Source organism: Pseudoalteromonas sp. 0303, from assembly GCF_013349995.1.
Taxonomy (GTDB): Bacteria; Pseudomonadota; Gammaproteobacteria; order Enterobacterales; family Alteromonadaceae; genus Pseudoalteromonas.
On the sequence record NZ_JABVXF010000004.1, the window covers coordinates 172,121 to 190,636 of the forward strand.

General features: G+C 41.3%; 15 protein-coding genes and 1 other RNA gene. 5 read left to right on the plus strand and 11 right to left on the minus strand.

The window, feature by feature from the left end:
- Nucleotides 1-77: 77 nt before the first annotated feature.
- The 4 genes from HUS62_RS04900 to HUS62_RS04915 all read right to left on the minus strand — a co-directional run bounded on the left by HUS62_RS04900 (nucleotide 78) and on the right by HUS62_RS04915 (nucleotide 7,775).
- Nucleotides 78-2,324: a S46 family peptidase gene (locus HUS62_RS04900; RefSeq protein WP_175078721.1), complete on the minus strand. Its 2,247-nt coding sequence runs from the start codon at nucleotides 2,322-2,324 to the stop codon at nucleotides 78-80.
- 172 nt (nucleotides 2,325-2,496) lie between these two features.
- Nucleotides 2,497-2,739, minus strand: coding sequence for a YdcH family protein (locus HUS62_RS04905; RefSeq protein WP_054561078.1), 243 nt, complete (start codon nucleotides 2,737-2,739; stop codon nucleotides 2,497-2,499).
- A 207-nt stretch (nucleotides 2,740-2,946) separates the two neighbouring features.
- Nucleotides 2,947-4,938, minus strand: coding sequence for a methyl-accepting chemotaxis protein (locus tag HUS62_RS04910; protein WP_258536719.1), 1,992 nt, complete (start codon nucleotides 4,936-4,938; stop codon nucleotides 2,947-2,949).
- A gap of 497 nt (nucleotides 4,939-5,435) precedes the next feature.
- The gene (locus HUS62_RS04915; protein ID WP_175078723.1) at nucleotides 5,436-7,775 is read right to left on the minus strand and encodes a M20/M25/M40 family metallo-hydrolase; all 2,340 of its coding nucleotides are present in this window, start codon (nucleotides 7,773-7,775) and stop codon (nucleotides 5,436-5,438) included.
- A 267-nt stretch (nucleotides 7,776-8,042) separates the two neighbouring features.
- Between HUS62_RS04915 and HUS62_RS04920 the strand changes: the two genes are divergently transcribed.
- Complete coding sequence (locus HUS62_RS04920) at nucleotides 8,043-9,182, plus strand: AraC family transcriptional regulator (protein ID WP_258536715.1); 1,140 nt, start codon at nucleotides 8,043-8,045, stop codon at nucleotides 9,180-9,182.
- 223 nt (nucleotides 9,183-9,405) lie between these two features.
- Here HUS62_RS04920 and rnpB read toward each other — a convergent pair.
- Together rnpB and rsmI are read right to left on the minus strand one after the other, a co-directional pair.
- Nucleotides 9,406-9,757, minus strand: an RNA gene (rnpB, locus tag HUS62_RS04925) — RNase P RNA component class A.
- Between the two features lie 42 nt (nucleotides 9,758-9,799).
- Entirely contained in the window at nucleotides 9,800-10,657 is an 858-nt protein-coding gene (rsmI, locus tag HUS62_RS04930) for a 16S rRNA (cytidine(1402)-2'-O)-methyltransferase (protein WP_175078725.1), read from the minus strand.
- A 61-nt stretch (nucleotides 10,658-10,718) separates the two neighbouring features.
- Between rsmI and HUS62_RS04935 the strand changes: the two genes are divergently transcribed.
- From HUS62_RS04935 to dolP, 4 genes are read left to right on the plus strand one after another with little or no spacing between them, the layout of a single operon-like run.
- Nucleotides 10,719-12,596 carry a penicillin-binding protein activator gene (locus tag HUS62_RS04935; protein ID WP_175078726.1) on the plus strand — a complete coding sequence of 626 codons (1,878 nt, stop codon included), beginning with the start codon at nucleotides 10,719-10,721 and terminating at the stop codon, nucleotides 12,594-12,596.
- A 38-nt stretch (nucleotides 12,597-12,634) separates the two neighbouring features.
- Nucleotides 12,635-13,006, plus strand: a complete 372-nt coding sequence (locus HUS62_RS04940; RefSeq protein WP_063702677.1) for a YraN family protein — start codon at nucleotides 12,635-12,637, stop codon at nucleotides 13,004-13,006.
- Between the two features lie 32 nt (nucleotides 13,007-13,038).
- Nucleotides 13,039-13,626: an SIS domain-containing protein gene (locus HUS62_RS04945; RefSeq protein ID WP_054561085.1), complete on the plus strand. Its 588-nt coding sequence runs from the start codon at nucleotides 13,039-13,041 to the stop codon at nucleotides 13,624-13,626.
- Nucleotides 13,626-14,192, plus strand: coding sequence for a division/outer membrane stress-associated lipid-binding lipoprotein (dolP, locus tag HUS62_RS04950; protein ID WP_175078727.1), 567 nt, complete (start codon nucleotides 13,626-13,628; stop codon nucleotides 14,190-14,192). The genes HUS62_RS04945 and dolP overlap by 1 nt, the downstream gene beginning before the upstream one ends.
- A 65-nt stretch (nucleotides 14,193-14,257) precedes the next feature.
- Here the strand turns inward: dolP and HUS62_RS04955 are convergent, their stop codons facing one another.
- The 5 genes from HUS62_RS04955 to petA all read right to left on the minus strand — a co-directional run bounded on the left by HUS62_RS04955 (nucleotide 14,258) and on the right by petA (nucleotide 17,993).
- The gene (locus HUS62_RS04955; protein ID WP_054554182.1) at nucleotides 14,258-14,698 is read right to left on the minus strand and encodes a ClpXP protease specificity-enhancing factor; all 441 of its coding nucleotides are present in this window, start codon (nucleotides 14,696-14,698) and stop codon (nucleotides 14,258-14,260) included.
- Nucleotides 14,698-15,324: a stringent starvation protein SspA gene (gene sspA, locus HUS62_RS04960; RefSeq protein WP_054554181.1), complete on the minus strand. Its 627-nt coding sequence runs from the start codon at nucleotides 15,322-15,324 to the stop codon at nucleotides 14,698-14,700. The genes HUS62_RS04955 and sspA overlap by 1 nt, the downstream gene beginning before the upstream one ends.
- A 79-nt stretch (nucleotides 15,325-15,403) precedes the next feature.
- Nucleotides 15,404-16,141 carry a cytochrome c1 gene (locus HUS62_RS04965; RefSeq protein WP_054554180.1) on the minus strand — a complete coding sequence of 246 codons (738 nt, stop codon included), beginning with the start codon at nucleotides 16,139-16,141 and terminating at the stop codon, nucleotides 15,404-15,406.
- On the minus strand, nucleotides 16,138-17,403 hold the full coding sequence (locus tag HUS62_RS04970) for a cytochrome b N-terminal domain-containing protein (protein ID WP_054554179.1): 1,266 nt from the start codon (nucleotides 17,401-17,403) through the stop codon (nucleotides 16,138-16,140). The genes HUS62_RS04965 and HUS62_RS04970 overlap by 4 nt, the downstream gene beginning before the upstream one ends.
- Nucleotides 17,403-17,993 carry a ubiquinol-cytochrome c reductase iron-sulfur subunit gene (petA, locus tag HUS62_RS04975; RefSeq protein WP_054554178.1) on the minus strand — a complete coding sequence of 197 codons (591 nt, stop codon included), beginning with the start codon at nucleotides 17,991-17,993 and terminating at the stop codon, nucleotides 17,403-17,405. Before petA ends, HUS62_RS04970 begins: the two co-directional genes overlap by 1 nt.
- Nucleotides 17,994-18,516: the final 523 nt, after the last annotated feature.

The following is an 18,516-nucleotide window of genomic DNA, read 5'->3' on the forward strand; positions in this document are numbered from 1 at the left end:
AAAAACGTTAGATTGGCAAAAATTAAAGACATAAAAAAACCGCAGCGATTGCTGCGGTTATTATTAACATAGCGGAGCTATTTAACTAGGGTCATTTCATCAAGTAGGTAACCTGCGTTATCAACTTCTTCCATTAACCAAAGCATGTATCGAATATCAACGTGAATAGCACGGGTAATTTTGGCGTTAAAGTACCAATCTTTGGTGATTGATTCATAAGTCGAGTCAAAATTAAGACCCACCAATTCACCTTTACCATTCATGACTGGTGAACCTGAATTACCACCTGTGGTATCAGCGCTACTTAAAAAGTTGACTGGTACTGAGTTAACTTCAAGAGGTTTAGCCGCTTGTGGCTCACAACCAAAGCTAAATAAACTACAGCTTACGCCAGGCAAACCTAAGTCACCGCGGTAGTACGCGCCAAACGCTTGCTTTTTGTAAGCTTCAAGTACTTTATCGGTAACAACAAATGGTTTTTCACCTGTGTGTTTAGCCACTAAACCACGTAGTGATGTAAAAGGTGTTTTATACACAGCATCTGCTGCTGGGTAACCATCAACTTGTGCATAGCTTACGCGTAGTGTGCCATTTGCATCTGGGTAAACTGGCTTACCTTTAGCATTATTGAAAGCGATCACGGCTTGCATATACTGCGGGCGAATTTCTGCTAAGCGACCCGCCATTTCTTTTTTATCAGCTTCTTGTGCCATGTTGGTATCGTATAGAGCAACAGCTAACTTTATGAATGGGTCGTTTGATGCTTCAAACTCTGCGACAGATTTACCAATCCAGTTAACACGTGCTTCTACATCTGTAAGCTCTGTATTAGCATAAAAAGAAGCAATAATCGCATCAAGCTCAGCTTGTGTTGTGGTATCTGTAATACCTAAGCCGTCGTTTAATGCCGTAACTTGCGCTGCTTTATCTTGCGCTAAATAGTTACCTAAGTAGCTTAACCATAAGGCTTTATCGACTTCAGGCGTAAACTGTTTTTGTAAACGCTCTAAACGCGCTTTAAGCATAGGAAGATCGCGCTCTTGATAACCCATTTCGCGCTCTGCATTAGGCTTTTCGCTTTCTTTAGCTAAGCGGTATAAACGAATTGCCGTACTTAATAAGTCTGCGCGTTTTGCGTAATCAAAGTAAAAATGGCTTTGTTGCTGTGCGTGCGCTTCTACTAATAATGACTTTAATGCGTGATATGAATCTGCGTAAGCTTTACGCTCAGCACTTTGTGCAAACCAAGCTAAGTATTCTTGTTCTTGCGCAGCTTTAATACCCGGAATATCCGTTACTTTAAAGCCATCTTGTAAGCCTTCCAGTTTCTTTAAACGGTTGTTAGTACTTTTTACACGAGAGGCATATTTAACTTGTGCTTGCTCATCGCCTTCGCTCTGCTTGGCAATTACGTCTAGAGTCATGTTGTAAGTATTAAGCAATGTCGGGTAATACCAACTCGCTGAATAATTTACTTCATCTGCTAGTTTATAGCGGCTAGTGCGACCAGGGTAACCTGCCACCAGCACGCCATCACCTAAGCTTACGCCGCTCGCATTCACTTTTAAGAACGACTTTGGCTCATAAGGTACGTTATCTTCGCTGTAATCTGCAGGCTTACCATCTTTACCAACATAACCACGTACAAAAGTAAAATCGGCCGTGTGACGTGGGTATTCAAAGTTATCGATGTCACCACCAAAGTTACCCAGCGCTTCTGCCGGAGCATACACTAAGCGCACATCTTTGATCATCAGTTGTTTGATCATGAAGTACTCTAGCCCATGGTGGAAATCACGTACCGTACAACGATAGTTAGGATCTGACTCACACTCGCTGATCAAGGCTTTACGGTTTGCTTGAATCGCTTCATAACGCGCTTTGCCATGTAGTTCTGCGGGTAAGTTACCCAATACGCGATCAGTGACATCATCCACTTGTTCGGTTACATACAAACGCTCTTGCGGGCCTGCTGGTAATTCTTTTGACAAGTCAGCTGCTAAAAAGCCTTTTTCAATTAAGTTATTTTCTGGTGTGCTGTTATTTTGAATCGCGCCATAAGCACAGTGATGATTAGTTACCGCTAAGCCTTTTGGTGACACAAATGACGCAGAGCAATAGCCTAAACCAACCACTGCATTGAGTGGATATTGGTTAAGATCTGCCACTTGTGAAGCCGGTAACTCAATACCAACGCGGTCAAACTCGCTTTGTAATTGTTTTAATTGATGCGGTTGCCACTGCCCTTCATCAGCGTGTGCGCTACCTACAGCGACAACACCCATAAGTGCTAATGAAGTAGTAATAATATTTTTTTTAATCATGTTAATCCCAGTCAGTGCAAAGCACTATTCCATTGTTGCCTTAAAAAATCGCGCTAAGACTACCATAACCTTGATTGAGTAAAGGGATATTGCGATTAAATACGATTGGAGAGTAAAAATAGAGGAGTGAAAAAGCTCCTACCGTTAGCAGGAGCATTATTCGATTCATTTATTAAGCATTGGCTTTTAAAAAGTCATAAAGTTCATCTTTTAGCACGGCGCGTTGATGCTTCTTTTCATGCATGTCCGCATCTTCTATTGGAGAGTCTTGCAACTCAAGAGAGCGAATTTCTTTATCCATATCATCGTAACGTTGCATGGTTTTCTTGAAGTGAGCATCGTGTTTCGCGAGGCTATGGATTAATTCATTAAACTCTGGGAATTCATTCAATAACGAGTGTTTTTCGCCTAGCATGGGCAACTCCTTTAGCTAGAATTTAAGTTCAATTTCACTGTACCACTGCAACATACAGAGTCAACGCAGTAACCTTGTCCGAGATCAATAATCACAACGATTCAGAAAATATAGCGTTTAAACTAGAAATGTTCCTAAGCTTTACTAAACACTCGTTAGAACTGTGAAAAAATAAGCCTGTGGAACTTACCACAGGCTTGTAGAAGATTAATATTTAAATTGGTTTACTAGCTTTTTGAGTTGCTCACCTAAATTAGCAAGGCTTTGACTGACTTGCATACTTTCTTCAGAGGCATCCATTGTTTGCTGGGAAATCTGCACTATAGAGTTAATATTTCGATTAATATCCTCCATTGTTGCTGTTTGCTGCTCTGCGGCTGTGGCAATTTGTGTATTCATATCATTTATCGTATCCATCGAAGAGAATACAACATCCAGTGATTGCCCAGCCTCTTCTGAATTAGCCACTGATGAATCACCAAACTCCTTGCTTTGTGTCATTGCATCAACAGCGCCTCTCGAGCCTTTTTGTAAGCGCTCTATCATATTATTGATTTCTGCCGTACTTGTTTGGGTTCGGGCAGCAAGCGAACGCACTTCATCAGCAACCACCGCAAACCCGCGGCCTTGCTCACCGGCTCGTGCAGCCTCAATGGCTGCGTTTAATGCCAATAAATTTGTCTGTTCAGCAATTCCGCCAATAACATCGAGAACTTTACTGATTTCAACAACATCTGTTGCTAAAGAGCCAATCACCTCTGATGATTTATCGACTTCATTTGCTAATTGTTGAACAGATTGAATTGATAACTGCACCACATTTTGTGCAGCTTTAGTTTCATTACTCGCTTCATCGGTTGACTGAGCAGCATTTGCAGCACTACGCGCAACTTCTTGCGCAGTCACCGTAATTTCGTTCATTGCTGTTGCAACAGAGTCAGTTTCTGTGCCTTGTTGTACTATTGCCTCTTTTGAACGGATACTGATATCTCGTTGCCTGTCTGTTGAATTGACAATCTCATCAGTCGCGGCCGAAATTTCTTTTACAAGCATTTGCACCTTATAAACAAACTGGTTAAATGCTCCTGCTAACTGCCCGAGTTCATCTTTCGATGATGCATCAACTCGTTGAGTTAAATCCCCTTCTCCTTCAGCGATACTCTCCATACTATTTAATAAAGTATCTATTGGCGCTAACACGGTTTTATAGGAAATAAATAACACTAACGCGCCAATCACAATAGCGATGGCTGTTAAAGACAGAATACCAAAAAAAGCTTGATTAAGAACTTCTGCCGCTTTTTCATCTGCGTTGTCTGAGAACGCATCAGCCTCTTCGGCTATTTCTTCAAAATAAGCATCAGCGTTATCAACATCAACCTCCAACTCCTCTGTTAATTGATCTGCAAGCGCTTCTGCTGATAACTGATCTGCAAGCGCTTCTGCTGATAACTGATCTCTATACGAGTCAAACAAAGCATCTTCATTATTTGCGCCAGTTACCCAATTATTAAATGAAGCAATCAACACTTTTGCATCTTCTTTATCCTCTTCTGACTCGGCTAAATCTGTAAGCACAACAAAGTATTCATCAGCTTGTTTAGCAAGGGCTTCAAACTCTTTTTGAATATTAGGAAGGTTAGTTGGGTCTTCCTCAGCTAAATACTCACCCGAGGTATCCTGCATTTCAATAACCAAACGCTGCAACTTTAATGCAGCTTCAACAACGGGGTAATCACTTTCAAATAAAGAACCAAGTACATCATTAACGGCACTTGCAGAGGCGCCTCTGGCGACAAGCGCATCACCTTCATCTTCGGCTTTTTGCATCTCTTCTTCGTTTTCAATTGCAAACTCATCAAGCATGGTGATCAGCTCTGCACCTGCACTATCAAACTCATCGAGTAGCTTCCCCGAGATGATTTCTTTTTCAAGTTCAATTAATTTTTGTCCAGACATTTGTAGCGCATGAGAAAAAAACTCATCTTGCTCGGTAGATGCTTTTTTTATTAACGCTATTCGCTCAGGTTTGCTGATTAAAGTGAGTAGTTCTTGCTCGGTGTCATCAAATAGCTTTGCTAGCTCTTTAACCTCAGCAGTTCGCGCTTTTAATTCAGGGATTTCTTCACTTGCTAAGATCTCGTTAGCGACTTTTGCTGACTCCCACAGATTTGCAATCAAATCATCCGTAGTTTCCATCACTGGCACAACTTCATCACTCAGTTGATTGAGCTGATTTTCAAGCTGATTAACATAAAAGAGAGATAACGCCCCGAAATCAAAATTAGGGCGCCCATTAAAGTCAGGCCCGCAGTAAGGCGACCTCGAATAGTACCAAGAATGGACTGCATCACTCTCTCCTCAAATTAGATTCACTTATCTGTATGTTCTCTATCTAAATTTAATAATAGGATAGAACGAAAATTTCGCAGCTTGGTAATCACAAAATATTAACAACATTTAGAAGTTAACTTGAGTTTAGAAATCTGACTGTATTATTCGTTATGAATAAGGTTAGTAGAGCAGATTTTAAGCCGCTGTTTTGTATGCGCGGAGTGGTTTTTCTTAATTACGTAAAAATATAGAAAGAAAAAGCCCCGCATCGTTGCGAGGCTTTTTTGTGATTTAGTAAGTCAACCAACTCATTAACAGCTTCTATCAAACTAATTTAAAACAAATTTTTCAATATCTTAAGTTTAAATTTTCACAGACTGGCCAATAATAACGGCATCATTTATCACAAAAGGCTCTGGCATATATATTGATTCCCTTGCTTGAACATCATCTAGTCTATCAAGCAAATCAAATGATGTTTCGAATACCTTTAATGATAACTCTGTATTTTTAGGAACAACGAGCTCTACACTTACTTTTTCATGAGAGTGAGTTAATACATACTTAAAGAAAAAGCCTTTTTTAATCTCTTTTACTGCACCTGGTTCGCTACTGAAAGCTTGGCTATTAAATGCTTGGCCATTAACCGACAACTTACTTATAGGCATTTCATTATTACTGGCAAGTTGAAGAATATTAACCTCTCGCTGCGGGCTAATTAATAACTCTAATATTCGTGATTTATCGGTAAGTTCATCCTTTATAACTTCAACTTTAGCTGCCTTAATGTCGAGTTTGTCCGCTGCTTGGTAATAGCGCACCTTTGTTCGCCTGCTTTGTGGATAGATCGATTCATCCCAAGTAGTTGCTGATGGCTCTTTATCGAAAAACTGGTTTGTAAATTCATCCAAGGTACGATTGTAGCTGATCATAAAGGCACTATCGGTATCTTGATCATAGACATAATTCACGCTATTTGGCTTTTTTCGTTCCTCTGTATAATCAGACTGAGCGACCGATATAACTAAAAAGAGTAAAGATAACATACTAAAAACAATGGCTAGTCTATTCCCTTTAGGGTAGTTGCAAAAAACCGGTACCAGTAAAATAAGCGTCATGCTGGTTAGTAGGGTACCTATCACACTCATCTTTAGTCCCAACCCAATAACAAGTAGAGGAATCAAAGGAGCTAAAAGCATAACCGAAGGTATTACTAATAAAGTTGCTAACATGAGCTGCTTAGGTCGTTCAATCTGACTAAAAATATTTAATCCAAAGCAGGCTAGAGCTAAATAGAGTGGCAGAATAAAAAATCCTGCGCCAGGTAGCATAAGAGCAATCATTACATTCACGCATAGCCAAAGCACTATAGGGGCAACGAACAGGTTACTACTCGACAGTTTTTTACTAAACAGTTGATAAATGAAAAGTGTTGTAGCGCAGGTGGAAGTGACAAAACAGGCTAAAATCCAATGGCCGTTATAAGTAAAGCCGTGAGGAATATCGGCATACTGAGGAAAAAGCAACAATAGTAATTGCCAACCAAAATATCCTATAGAACCTGCGAGGGCCAATGATGTGAAAAGAGGCACAAAGCCAAGAGTCACTTGCTTAATCGTTAGCGAATTTTGTTTAAATCCGTAATAGCTGAGCAATACAAATAGCACTATTGCAAATAACACCATAGGCGTAACCCATGAATTAGGGTATATCACCATATTTACGCCAGGGAAGTTGAAATAAACCATGTCTTGTTCAGATTTCAACTGACTAAGATCTGCATACGCAAAGTAGTTAAGTGATGCCATCAAGTAGTCAGCTTGATGATTTAGGCTCTCCCTATCGATTCTTTCCCAAGAGTCTTGAACAGTATGATAATCGAAGTGATCATCGATAAACGCAAAGTTTAAACCATCAATATCCGCTTGTTTTCTAAATACCGTTAAATCAGTCGAGTTGGGTAACAACTTATACAAGGCATACATCAAAGAATTAGCGACGGGTATGTTAATATCAGCTTCTCTAAACGCTTGGATAAGCCTTTTATTACCGCCATTGGTTTCTATCAGCATATAGCTCGGTCCACCAGACCCTCTGGCTTCAAAATTAAGCACCAAGCCGATATCTTTCGCCCAAGGATGAAAATTAACAAAGGCACCAGCCCCCAATAAGCCTTGCTCTTCTGCATCTGTCAAAACGATGATTATATCGTTAGTTGGTTGTTTTCCATTGGCAAGAAAGGTACGAACAGCTTCGAGTATAGTTACCACACCACTCCCTGCGTCACTGGCACCTAAAGATGAGTGAGTACCAGAGTCATAATGTGATACAAGTGCGAGAGCTTTCCCCTCACTAGTACCCTTAATTTTAGTAATAATATTATTAGTATATGCAGCAACAGTTCTGCGACCGTGGGTCGATAGGTGCTTGAAAGTTTCAACCTCTAAGCCAAGTGCTTCTAATTCATCCACTAAGTATTTACGCACTTTAGTATGAGCAGGTGCCCCGACATAATGTGCCTCGGCACTGATAACTTTAAGATGCTTCAATGCATTTTGCTGGGAGAACTCTTTTTCATTGCCACTTTGGTAATTGTCCGCCGAAGGCAATTGTGCAGAGAACGCCGCAAAAATAGCCAGCACTATCATTAGCACAGAAAACAACCAGGTAAAATTTTTAGAAGAAGTCAGATTACTATTCATTAATTATCACACTTTTATTTTAACTACAGCTCAGTTATCTTATAAGGGCGAAGCAAAATACTCGACCGTTTCAATCGGCAAGCACCAAATAAATTCACTTTAGAAACAAAGTGTTGAACCACCCCGACAAATTCAGACCATAGTAACTATTTATAAACGACACAAAATGAGCATTAATCAAACAGGCATTAGAATACATAAGTGTGCTGAACTACTATGAAGCTAATAACCATAATTTTATGTCTAGCTATTGGCGTTGGCTGCTTTATGATTGCAAGAGCAATAGTGAGTACGCACCAAAATAGTAAAGCTAAAGTCATGTTTACGATGATGATGCTAGGCTTTATTAGCCTGCTACTGGAGCTTGCTTTATTCGAAGAAAATATAAGGGAGTGGAAAGTATACGTTCTCTCTTTTTCTGGGCCTTTGTCTGCCTCTATTCCGATATTTTTTTATTTATTTTTTAAATCATCCGTTAGGCTTAACAGTGAATTCAATAAGAATGACTTAAAGCATTTATTGTTACCATTGATTTACCTTGCACTTATGCTGCCTTATAACGTACTTGATTATCAGGAAAAAATAGAATTTTTAGATAATACGAACAGATCCTGGCTACTTTCAATGACGCCAATGCGCTTTACTCGTTTTGGGATTATCGCGACTATTGGAGTTTTCTACTTCCAATTAATCTGGCGGGAGCTACACACCAAACTAAATCAAAAGAAAACTGATGTGCTTAGGGAAATTACCAAGTTAAAAACTGCACTTATTAGTATGTGTGTGTGCATTTCCCTCGTATTTGTTTTTTTCCTTATCAGGCTGCCAGGTGAATTCACTTGGGCTTTATCTATAGTCACCATTGCCATGCTTATTCTGGCAAGTATCATCTATGAATATCTGCCCGTTCTGGGACATCCTTGGTCACAAGCTTCTACAAGCAAATCATATAAAGAACCCCTCAACGTCAATGACTTTCAATCAACGGAACAAAGTTCGAAATTCAATAAGGCATACCGTTCTTCAGTAACAAATAAAAAGGCATCTGAGGTTATTTGTGACTTAACAGCCCTGCTAGAAACCGGAATTTACAAAGATGCAAGTATTTCATTAAAGCTACTTGCGTCACAGCTTAACCTAAGTACGCACCACTTATCACAAATAATTAATCAGCAAACTCAAGGGAACTATTATGAGTTAGTAAACATGTTTCGAATAACTGAAGCCAAACGCCTTTTAAGTGAAACTGACATGGCAATAATCGATATTGCATATGAAGTAGGTTTTAATAGTAAATCTTCATTTTATACTGAATTTAAGAAACATTCTGACCAAACACCTGGACAATATAAAAAATTAGTTCGCTCCCAAAAAGCAAACGAAGACTCCCTTAATAAAAGCGACTAATCAAACAGTTTAGCTCAAAAACTAAATCAGCCCTCTTTATTATTAGAAGTAAATGGTTTGAAGTAATTTCGATGATTTCATAGATATCAGCCGTAAGTTTATTAACAACGACTGCTCATAACTCCTCACCTTGGACCTTTACTGTGAATCAGCCTCTGTTTCAAATGGCAAAGCATGTAGATAGCAAAAAGCCCGTAGCATTCACTACGGGCTTTAATATGATTTGGTGAGTCAGCCAATAAGCCGGGTTCTGTCGTGGATAATCATTCGTCTAGGCCATAAATTGCTCTATGGCTCAAGCAACCTACCCGGTTCCAACGTGGGCCACGCCATAAGGAACCCTATTTGGTCTTGCTCCGGGTGGAGTTTACCTTGCAACCAACTGTTACCAGTGGCCCGGTGCGCTCTTACCGCACCCTTTCACCCTTACCAACCGAAGTTGGCGGTCTCCTCTCTGCTGCACTTGTCGTAGGCTCGCGCCCCCCAGCCGTTAGCTGGCACCCTGCCCTGTGGAGCCCGGACTTTCCTCCCCCTGCGCATTTTCGTTGCAGGCAGCGATTATCTCGGCTGACTCGGCGCGCAGTATACCTGAGCGCGCTCGTCTATGCAGTAAAGAATTAGTCTTTTTCTTCAATAATTGCTTTATAAAGTGCGTTTTTCTTCAAACCAAAATACTCAGCCACAACACCACAGGCTTTTTTCAGTGGCATTTCAGATTCAAGTAAACCGAGCATACGGCGCGCATCTTCTGGAATATCGTCACTTTGCTTTGCTTTACCCGGTAACATCAATACGATTTCGCCGCGCTGCTTTGTTGGATCATCCGTTAAGAACTGTTTTAGCTCGGCAACTGTGCCATTGAAAAAGGTTTCGAAGGTTTTGGTAAGTTCTTTGGCAAACACTACTGGCTGCTCTGCACCGAGAGCTGCTTCTAAATCATCAAGGCTCGCCATTATACGGTGGGTACTTTCATACATGATGCTAGTAATACCTGAGTTTACCGCGTCAATGAAAAAGGTCTGCCTTGCTTTACTCTTTGCTGGTGTAAAACCAATAAACTGAAAACGATCTGTTGGTAAACCAGAACAGCACACAGCGGTAATTGCAGCACATGCTCCTGGTACTGGCGTAACATGCGCGCCTTGTTCACGGCATAAATTGACCACCGCATAACCTGGGTCGCTAATAAGTGGCGTGCCGGCATCAGATACCAACGCAATGTTCATTCCTTGCTCTAACCAATCTACAATTTGTTGCGCTTTTTGTTTCTCGTTATGGTCATGTAAAGCAAAGGTTTTTGCTTTGATATTAAAATGGCTTAACAACTTTCCTGTGTGACGAGTATCTTCAGCGGCTATTAAGTCAACCTCAGATAGGGTTTGGATGGCACGCTGGCTGATGTCATCAAAGTTACCAATAGGCGTGGCAACAATGTAAAGAGTGCCGATTTTATCTGAATTGTCCTCATTTAACATTGAGGTCTCCTGCGTCAGTCAGTAATATAAGCAAATCGCGTTAACGTATCGGGAAATCATTGTGCGACTTAAACTTGTTAGTCTATTAATTGTATTGTCAGGGTTATCGGCTTGTAGCACAACCGAAAAACCTCGAAATAGTGCAGAAAATCAATCGAGCCAATCGAGTATTGCGCTATCGCAGCTAACCGACGCACAATCTATGTACCAAGTGGCACTAAACCGTCAAGGTGCCGATAAAATCCAGCTTTTATACACCGCGCGTGATGCGGCTATCAGCGAAGAGCGCTGGGCACTGCTAGAAAAAATCTGTCTTGAGCTAGAAGCAACCCCAAGTGTCGACCAAATTCAAAACAAACTTTACATTGCCCTTGCGCAAGAGCAGCAAGGTAAGAGTGATTTAGCTCTGGTGCAATTACAACAGCTTGAGCCACAATTAAGCCAGCCTGAACATCTAGCATGGCATCAATATTTAACAGGTCGCGTTTATGCATCGCAAGGTATGCCAAAACAAGCGATGACTTACTACTTTAAGGCATCAACACTTAGCAGCGAAAATAACTTTACCGTTGCGAATTTAAACAAAGATTTATGGCAAAGCCTAACCCAACTTTCATCGTATGCACTTGAGCGCTTTAATCGTGGCTCTGTGGTGCAACAAGGTTGGGTTAACTTAGCGCTTTATCATCAAGTATATTTAGGTGCGCCTGTAGAACTTCACCAAGCAATGAATAACTGGTTGCGCCGCTACCCAGGTCACCCTGCTGCTGAAGTACTACCAAAAAAAGTGACTGAGCTGGTACAAATTGAACCTTTAAATGTAAATCGCCTCGCAGTATTACTTCCACAATCAGGTGCTAATGAGCGATTAGGTGATGCCTTAAAAGCCGGTGTGCTTGCTGCCTTAGATGGACAGTCATTAGAGCAAACCTTATTTATTGATGAGTCATTATCAGCTGCAGAGATCTCACTTAAGCTCAGCGAGTTTAATGCTGATTTTGTTATTGGACCACTACTAAAAAGCAATATCGAAAAGCTAACCAGCGCACAAACACTGGTTGATTACCCAGTAATGCATTTAAACACCTTTGATGGTGAGCGAATTTCACAGCAGCACTTTTTCTTTGCACTAAGCCCTGAGCATGAAGTTCAGCAAGCATTAGAGCGATTTTTAACAGCGGGCTATCAAAAGCCGATGCTTCTAGCACCAGATAACAGTAACGGCCAGCGCTTAGTTGAATACTTCAATAAACAATGGCAACGCTACAGCGAAGTTAAACCGCAAATCGGGCTTTACTCTGGTAAAGACGATATGCCGAAAACGATCACAGGCTTACTTGAAGTAGACCAAAGTAAAGAGCGGATTAAAGTCGTCAAGTCATTATTTAAGCAAGAAGTTGAAAGTGAAACTCGCTCGCGCAGCGATATTGACGTGATTTATATTTTGGGTGATGCCACCGAAACTCGCTTAATCAAGCCATATTTAGACGTGAACGTGAGTACCTTCGCAGATAGAATTCCACTATATGCCAGCTCAAAAAGCCACAGTAAACAAATTGATAGAACCGATAAAGGCGACTTAGATGGCCTTTATTTTACGGAACTACCTTGGATGCTTGACGGTCAAATCTCACAACACAATTTACGCCAACAGTACGAAAGCTTATGGCCTGAGAATGCCGATATAAGCCAGCGCTTATTTGCTATGGCATTCGATGCAGCCAGTATGCTTGGTGATGTAAAGCAATTGAGCATGGTACAGGGCAAACGCTTTAGTGGTATTAGTGGTCAATTGAGCATTGCCAGTAATGGTTACGTTACTCGCTCTTTAGATTGGGCACAGTACAAGAATAAACAAATTATTGCGGTTGATTTAGCGACTGAACAACCAATCCCGCTATTTATGCAATCTGCTATTGGGATCAATGCTGCTGAATAACCTGTTTTAAAACGTAGTATTAGCTCAAGGATGAAGCTATGTCGTGGTTTAAGCAATTGTGGCAAAATAGCCGCGAGAAAGGCCTGTATTACGAACATCAGGCAGAGCAGTATTTAATACAACATGGCTTAAAAGCCATTGAGCGCAATTACTTATGCAAGTACGGCGAGCTCGATTTAATAATGCGTGACGGGCAAACACTGGTATTTGTAGAAGTAAAATTTAGAAAAAACGCCCTGCGTGGTGGTGCAAACTATGCGCTCAGCAAACAAAAGCAGCAACGATTACGGCGCACGATTAGCCATTATCTTGCCGAGAAAAAGATCTCAAACCAGGCTATGCGGATAGATTATGTCGCTATAACAGGTGAGCTTAACAGCACCCTAAACTGGTTTAAAAATGTTTACTAACGCCGTTTGGCGTCGGCTTAATTTGGTAGGTTATGCAAGAAACGATAAAAAAAATCTTTACCGAAAATATTCAAGTTCAAATAGCGGCAGGTGAAGTACTGCCAAGCGCACTTGAATCGGCAGCGTTCACCATTGCACAAAGTCTTATTAACGGCAATAAACTGCTGTGTTGTGGCACTCCTAGCTGCCACATGTTGGCACAGCATATGGCTGGGCTGTTAATTAACTTTTATGAAACCGAGCGCCCATGCCTACCCGCAGTTGCGCTTGCACAAGATCAAGTTAACTTAGGCTCAGCCGCAAATAATGATGAGCACGAAACCTTTGCACGACAAATTCGTGCATTTGCACAGCAAGGCGACCTTTTATTAGCAATTGCAGTCAATGGTAATGAAAAGCAGATTATCTCAGCTGTTGAAGCGGCACTGACCCGTGATATGAAAGTGATTGTGCTTGTTGGTGATGACGGCGGTGAGTTAGTTGGCTTACTTGGCCCAAATGATGTTGAAATTCGTGTTCCATCCAAACGCCCAAGCCGTATTGTTGAGTCACACTTAGTGAATTTACACTGCCTCAGTGAGCTTATCGATTTAACCTTATTCCCACAGGAAGAAAATTAATGTTTAAACAGTCTTTACTAGTATTTGGTACCGTTTTATTGCTGCAAGGCTGTGCAGCTGCCGTTGTCGCCGGTACTGCAGGCGCTGTAACTGCTGCGAATGATCGCCGCACGATTGGTTCACAAATCGACGATAACAATATCGAAATCAAAAGTTCTATTGCTATCAGCGAAAATGAGCGTCTTCACAAATATGCTAACGTTAATGTCATCAGCGTTAATGGTATTGTGCTTATGATTGGTCAAGTTGCTAACGCAGAAATGAAAGACGAAGCACAACGCGCTATTGAAGGCGTTGATGGCATTCGTAAAATCCACAACCAAATTCGCATTGGTTCAAATATTGGTATGAGTACGCAAACGCACGACTCTTGGTTAACTTCTAAAGTGAAAACGCAATTGCTCACCACAGAAAGCATCAGCAGCAATAACATCAAAGTAGTAACTGAGAATGGCGAAGTCTTTTTAATGGGCTTAGTGAGCGATTCTGAAGCGAATTTGGCGGTTGATGTAGCACGTAACGTATCAGGCGTTGAACGTGTTATTAAAGTGTTTGAATATCTGTAACGCTAAACAGTGAATTAATAATAAAAAACCCGCTTAATAGCGGGTTTTCTTTTGTCTGACTAAGGTTACTTAATCACTCGTAAGTGAGCACCTTTTTTCTTCTCTGGTTTAGCAGGTGGTTCATCATCTGGCGTAATATCGTCAGGTGTTTCAACACTTTCTAATACCGGAGCAAAATCGTCTTCGTCCTCGATGAATTCTTCTGCAGTAAATACAGTCCCTTCACCATTCTCACGTGCATAAATTGCGAGCACAGCACCCATAGGTACGTACACTTGCATTGGTTGACCACCAAAGCGCGCATTAAAGCTCAGCTGTTGGTTGTCCATTGCAAATTGCGTTACCGCTGATGGGCTAATGTTCAAAACGATCTGGCCGTCTTGCACAAACTGTGTTGGTACTTGTACAGCAGGAAAATCAGCGTTAACCACTAAGTGTGGTGTGCACTGATTATCAACAATCCAATCAAAGAAAGCGCGTAGTAAATAAGGACGATTAGGCGTCATTATAAACGGATCTCACGCTCAGCTTCAGTTAGTGAAGCTTGAAATGATTCACGCTCAAATAAACGCAACATGTATTCTTTAAGCTCTTTCGCGCCTGCACCATTAAGCTCAATGCCAAGCTCAGGTAAACGCCAAAGTAGCGGTGCTAAGTAACAATCAACTAAGCTGAACTCTTCACTCATGAAGTAAGGTGCCTCTGAGAAGATTGGTGCAATTGCAAGTAACGCTTCTGTAAGCTCTTTACGTGCTTGAGCAGCTTCGCTGCTACCGCTAGTGATTTTGTTAGCTAGGCTATACCAATCCGTGTCGATACGATGCATCATCAGACGACTACGGCCACGCATAACCGGATAAACTGGCATTAGTGGAGGATGAGGGAAACGTTCATCAAGGTATTCCATGATGATGTTTGCCTGATATAAACCAAGCTCACGATCGATCAGTGTTGGTACTGTACCGTAAGGGTTAATCTCATGAAGTGCTTCTGGCAGGTTATCCTTTTCAGCCAGGTGAATGTCAACACTTACACCTTTTTCAGCAAGTACGATACGTACTTGATGGCTATACATACAGTTAGCACCAGAAAACAGGGTCATTACAGGGCGCTTATTGGCAGCTACGGCCATGCCTACCTCCATTATATTACAAAAACAGCAATAGGGGCTTAAGCCCCTATCACAAAACTACCTTTCAAAATGCCCAGGATTAGTGAACATCTCTCCAGTATTCTTTCTTCAGCATGAATGCCAAGATAAATAGAATCACTAGGAAACCAATTACCTTTAGACCTAACGCTTCTGACTCTAAACGTGACGGCTCGCCAACGTAAGCTAAGAAGTTAGTTAAGTCACGAGCAGCACGATCGTACTCGTCAACACTCATTTCACCAGAACCATCTGTTTCAACGCCAACAACTTTAGTCACAGTGTGACCATGTTCTTCCACTTCTTCAGTGATTGGTGTTGGTAAACCTTGTAGTTCTTGAAGAACGTGTGGCATACCTACCGATGGGAAAACAACGTTGTTTACGCCAAACGGACGAGACTCGTCTTTATAGAATGACTTCAGATAAGTGTAGATCCAGTCAGTACCACGAACTCGCGCAACAAGCGTAAGATCCGGTGGCGCTGCGCCAAACCATTTAGCTGCGTCATCTTTATCAATCGCATTTTTGATGTGGCTACCTACTTTTGAGCCATCAAAAATTAATTGCTCTTGACCAATCTCAGTAGGAATACCAATATCGCGGAACGTACGCTCATAACGTTGATACTGCATTTGGTGACAACCAAGACAGTAGTTCATGAACAATTTAGCACCGCGCTGTAAAGATGCGTTATCTTTAAGGTCAATGTTCGCATCCATTAAAGGAACCGAAGGACCTGCTGCCATTGTCAACGATGGCAACAATGCGAATAAACCGATAATTAGCTTTTTCATCATTTCGTCAACCTCGTTGGTAATGGCTTAGTTTTCTCATTCTTGCTGTAAACAAATAACAATACGAAGAACATGAAGTATGTCACAGTCGTGATTTGTGATAACAGCGTTTTGAAATCAGTTTGTGGTGTAGCACCAACCCAACCCAAGATAACGAAAGTTACCACGAATTGTGCGATGTTTAACTTGTGTAAACCACAACGATAACGAATAGAGCGAACCGAACCACGGTCAATCCAAGGTAGTAACGCAAGCACTACGATAGATGCCCCCATCGCCACAACACCCATTAACTTGTTAGGGATTGCACGTAGGATTGCGTAGAATGGCGTAAAGTACCAAACTGGGAAAATATGCTCTGGTGTTTTCAGCGGGTTAGCTGCTTCGAAGTTTGGCGCTTCTAGGAAGAAACCATTCATCGCAGGCATAAAGAATACAACCCAACAGAATAAGATTAAGAAACCAACCACACCCACAATATCTTTTACTGTGTAGTAAGGGTGGAACGGGATTGCATCAACAATGTCTTTCTTGTTGGTGTAATACTCGTGGAATTTGAATTTAGGTTTATCTTCTTCAGCTACAGTGCCTTTCTTACGCTTAATTTCAACACCATCTGGGTTGTTTGAACCCACTTCGTGTAGTGCAACAATGTGTAAGAATACTAAGATAACGATTACTAAAGGTAATGCAATTACGTGTAGTGCAAAGAAGCGGTTAAGCGTAGCACCAGAAATTACGTAGTCACCACGGATCCAAAGCGTTAAATCATCACCAATAACCGGAATTGCACCGAATAGTGAAATGATTACCTGTGCACCCCAGAAAGACATTTGTCCCCACGGTAGTAAGTAACCCATGAAAGCTTCAGCCATAAGCGCTAAGAAGATGAACATACCGAATAACCACAGTAATTCACGTGGTTTTTGGTAAGAACCGTAGATCATGCCACGGAACATGTGCAGGTATACAACGATAAAGAACGCTGATGCACCTGTTGAGTGAAGGTAACGAAGTAACCAACCGTATTCAACATCACGCATGATGTATTCTACCGATGCGAAAGCACCTTCAGCAGACGGTACGAAGTTCATTGTTAACCAAATACCAGTTACGATTTGGTTAACAAGTACTAACATGGCTAAAGAGCCAAAGAAGTACCAGAAGTTAAAGTTTTTTGGTGCTGGATACTGTGCAATATGCATGTTCCAAACACGTGTCATTGGAATACGATCGTCGATCCAACCAATAATTTTACCAAACATTACGCCACTCCTTTTTCTTCACCGACTAGAATAGTCGTGTCATCAAGGAAGGTATACGGAGGAATTTCTAGATTTAATGGTGCAGGTACAGATTGGAATACACGACCAGCCATATCAAATTTAGAACCGTGACACGGACAGAAGAAACCGTCGTCTGTGCCCTCTACTTTCTCACCAAAGCCACCTTGTAGGAAGCTAGGAGAACAACCTAAGTGCGTACAAATACCAACAGCAACGAAAATTTCAGGACGTTGCGAACGATATTCATTGGTTGATGATTCAGGTTGTTGAGGCTCTTCAGACGCAGGATCACGAAGTTGACCTTCATGTTCTTTCATCTGTTCAAGCATTCTTGGTGTACGATTAATAACCCAAACAGGTTTTCCTCGCCACTCAACACGTATTAATTGTCCTGGCTCAAGCTTGCTGATATCTACTTCTACAGGCGCACCCGCAGATTTAGCTCGCTCACTTGGATTCCAAGACGCAATAAAAGGAACAGCAGCCCCAGCCGCACCAACACCACCAACAACAGAGGTAGCTATGGTTAAAAAGCGACGTCGGCCATTGTCTACAGGCGCATTGCTCATCCACTTATCTCCACTATGATTCCCAACACTTGCCATATTGAGAACATCAGTTACAGCAGGTTAATTTTTAGAAATTTCAAAATAGACGCGATCATAATTAAAACCCTTGATTAAAACAAGGTTATTCACAGTCTCATGCTCGAATAAACCCTATTTAATGAATTATTAATTTAGGTTAGCTCGAGTATGAAGCCGCTGGTTATGATAACGCATATAAAAAAACAATATACTGACCAAGATCAACCTCACTAAGAGGAAACAGAATTCTGCATTAGCTGTTGTTGAACTCACTCACATTACTTGCCCCCCAATTGTAGCAAAAAATTTCATCAATTAACTGATGGATTTAAGCTAATTTTGCTAAATCTTGAAGTTTTTTTACTGTTATACGTACTAATTATTATCAGTGGTCAAATATCGAACGAAAAAAGGTAGGGTTTTGCGCTTCAGCTATCAGCTATCAGCTATCAGCTATCAGCTATCAGCTATCAGCTATCAGCTATCAGCTATCAGCTATCAGCTA

Bases quoted from the DNA above. Each gene is read 5' to 3' on its own strand.
- HUS62_RS04900 (WP_175078721.1), bottom strand. From the start codon at position 2,324: ATGATTAAAAAAAATATTATTACTACTTCATTAGCACTTATGGGTGTT.
- HUS62_RS04905 (WP_054561078.1), bottom strand. From the start codon at position 2,739: ATGCTAGGCGAAAAACACTCGTTATTGAATGAATTCCCAGAGTTTAAT.
- HUS62_RS04910 (WP_258536719.1), bottom strand. From the start codon at position 4,938: ATGGAAACTACGGATGATTTGATTGCAAATCTGTGGGAGTCAGCAAAA.
- HUS62_RS04915 (WP_175078723.1), bottom strand. From the start codon at position 7,775: ATGAATAGTAATCTGACTTCTTCTAAAAATTTTACCTGGTTGTTTTCT.
- HUS62_RS04920 (WP_258536715.1), top strand. From the start codon at position 8,043: ATGATTGCAAGAGCAATAGTGAGTACGCACCAAAATAGTAAAGCTAAA.
- rsmI (WP_175078725.1), bottom strand. From the start codon at position 10,657: ATGTTAAATGAGGACAATTCAGATAAAATCGGCACTCTTTACATTGTT.
- HUS62_RS04940 (WP_063702677.1), top strand. From the start codon at position 12,635: ATGTCGTGGTTTAAGCAATTGTGGCAAAATAGCCGCGAGAAAGGCCTG.
- HUS62_RS04945 (WP_054561085.1), top strand. From the start codon at position 13,039: ATGCAAGAAACGATAAAAAAAATCTTTACCGAAAATATTCAAGTTCAA.
- dolP (WP_175078727.1), top strand. From the start codon at position 13,626: ATGTTTAAACAGTCTTTACTAGTATTTGGTACCGTTTTATTGCTGCAA.
- HUS62_RS04955 (WP_054554182.1), bottom strand. From the start codon at position 14,698: ATGACGCCTAATCGTCCTTATTTACTACGCGCTTTCTTTGATTGGATT.
- sspA (WP_054554181.1), bottom strand. From the start codon at position 15,324: ATGGCCGTAGCTGCCAATAAGCGCCCTGTAATGACCCTGTTTTCTGGT.
- HUS62_RS04965 (WP_054554180.1), bottom strand. From the start codon at position 16,141: ATGATGAAAAAGCTAATTATCGGTTTATTCGCATTGTTGCCATCGTTG.
- HUS62_RS04970 (WP_054554179.1), bottom strand. From the start codon at position 17,403: ATGTTTGGTAAAATTATTGGTTGGATCGACGATCGTATTCCAATGACA.
- petA (WP_054554178.1), bottom strand. From the start codon at position 17,993: ATGAGCAATGCGCCTGTAGACAATGGCCGACGTCGCTTTTTAACCATA.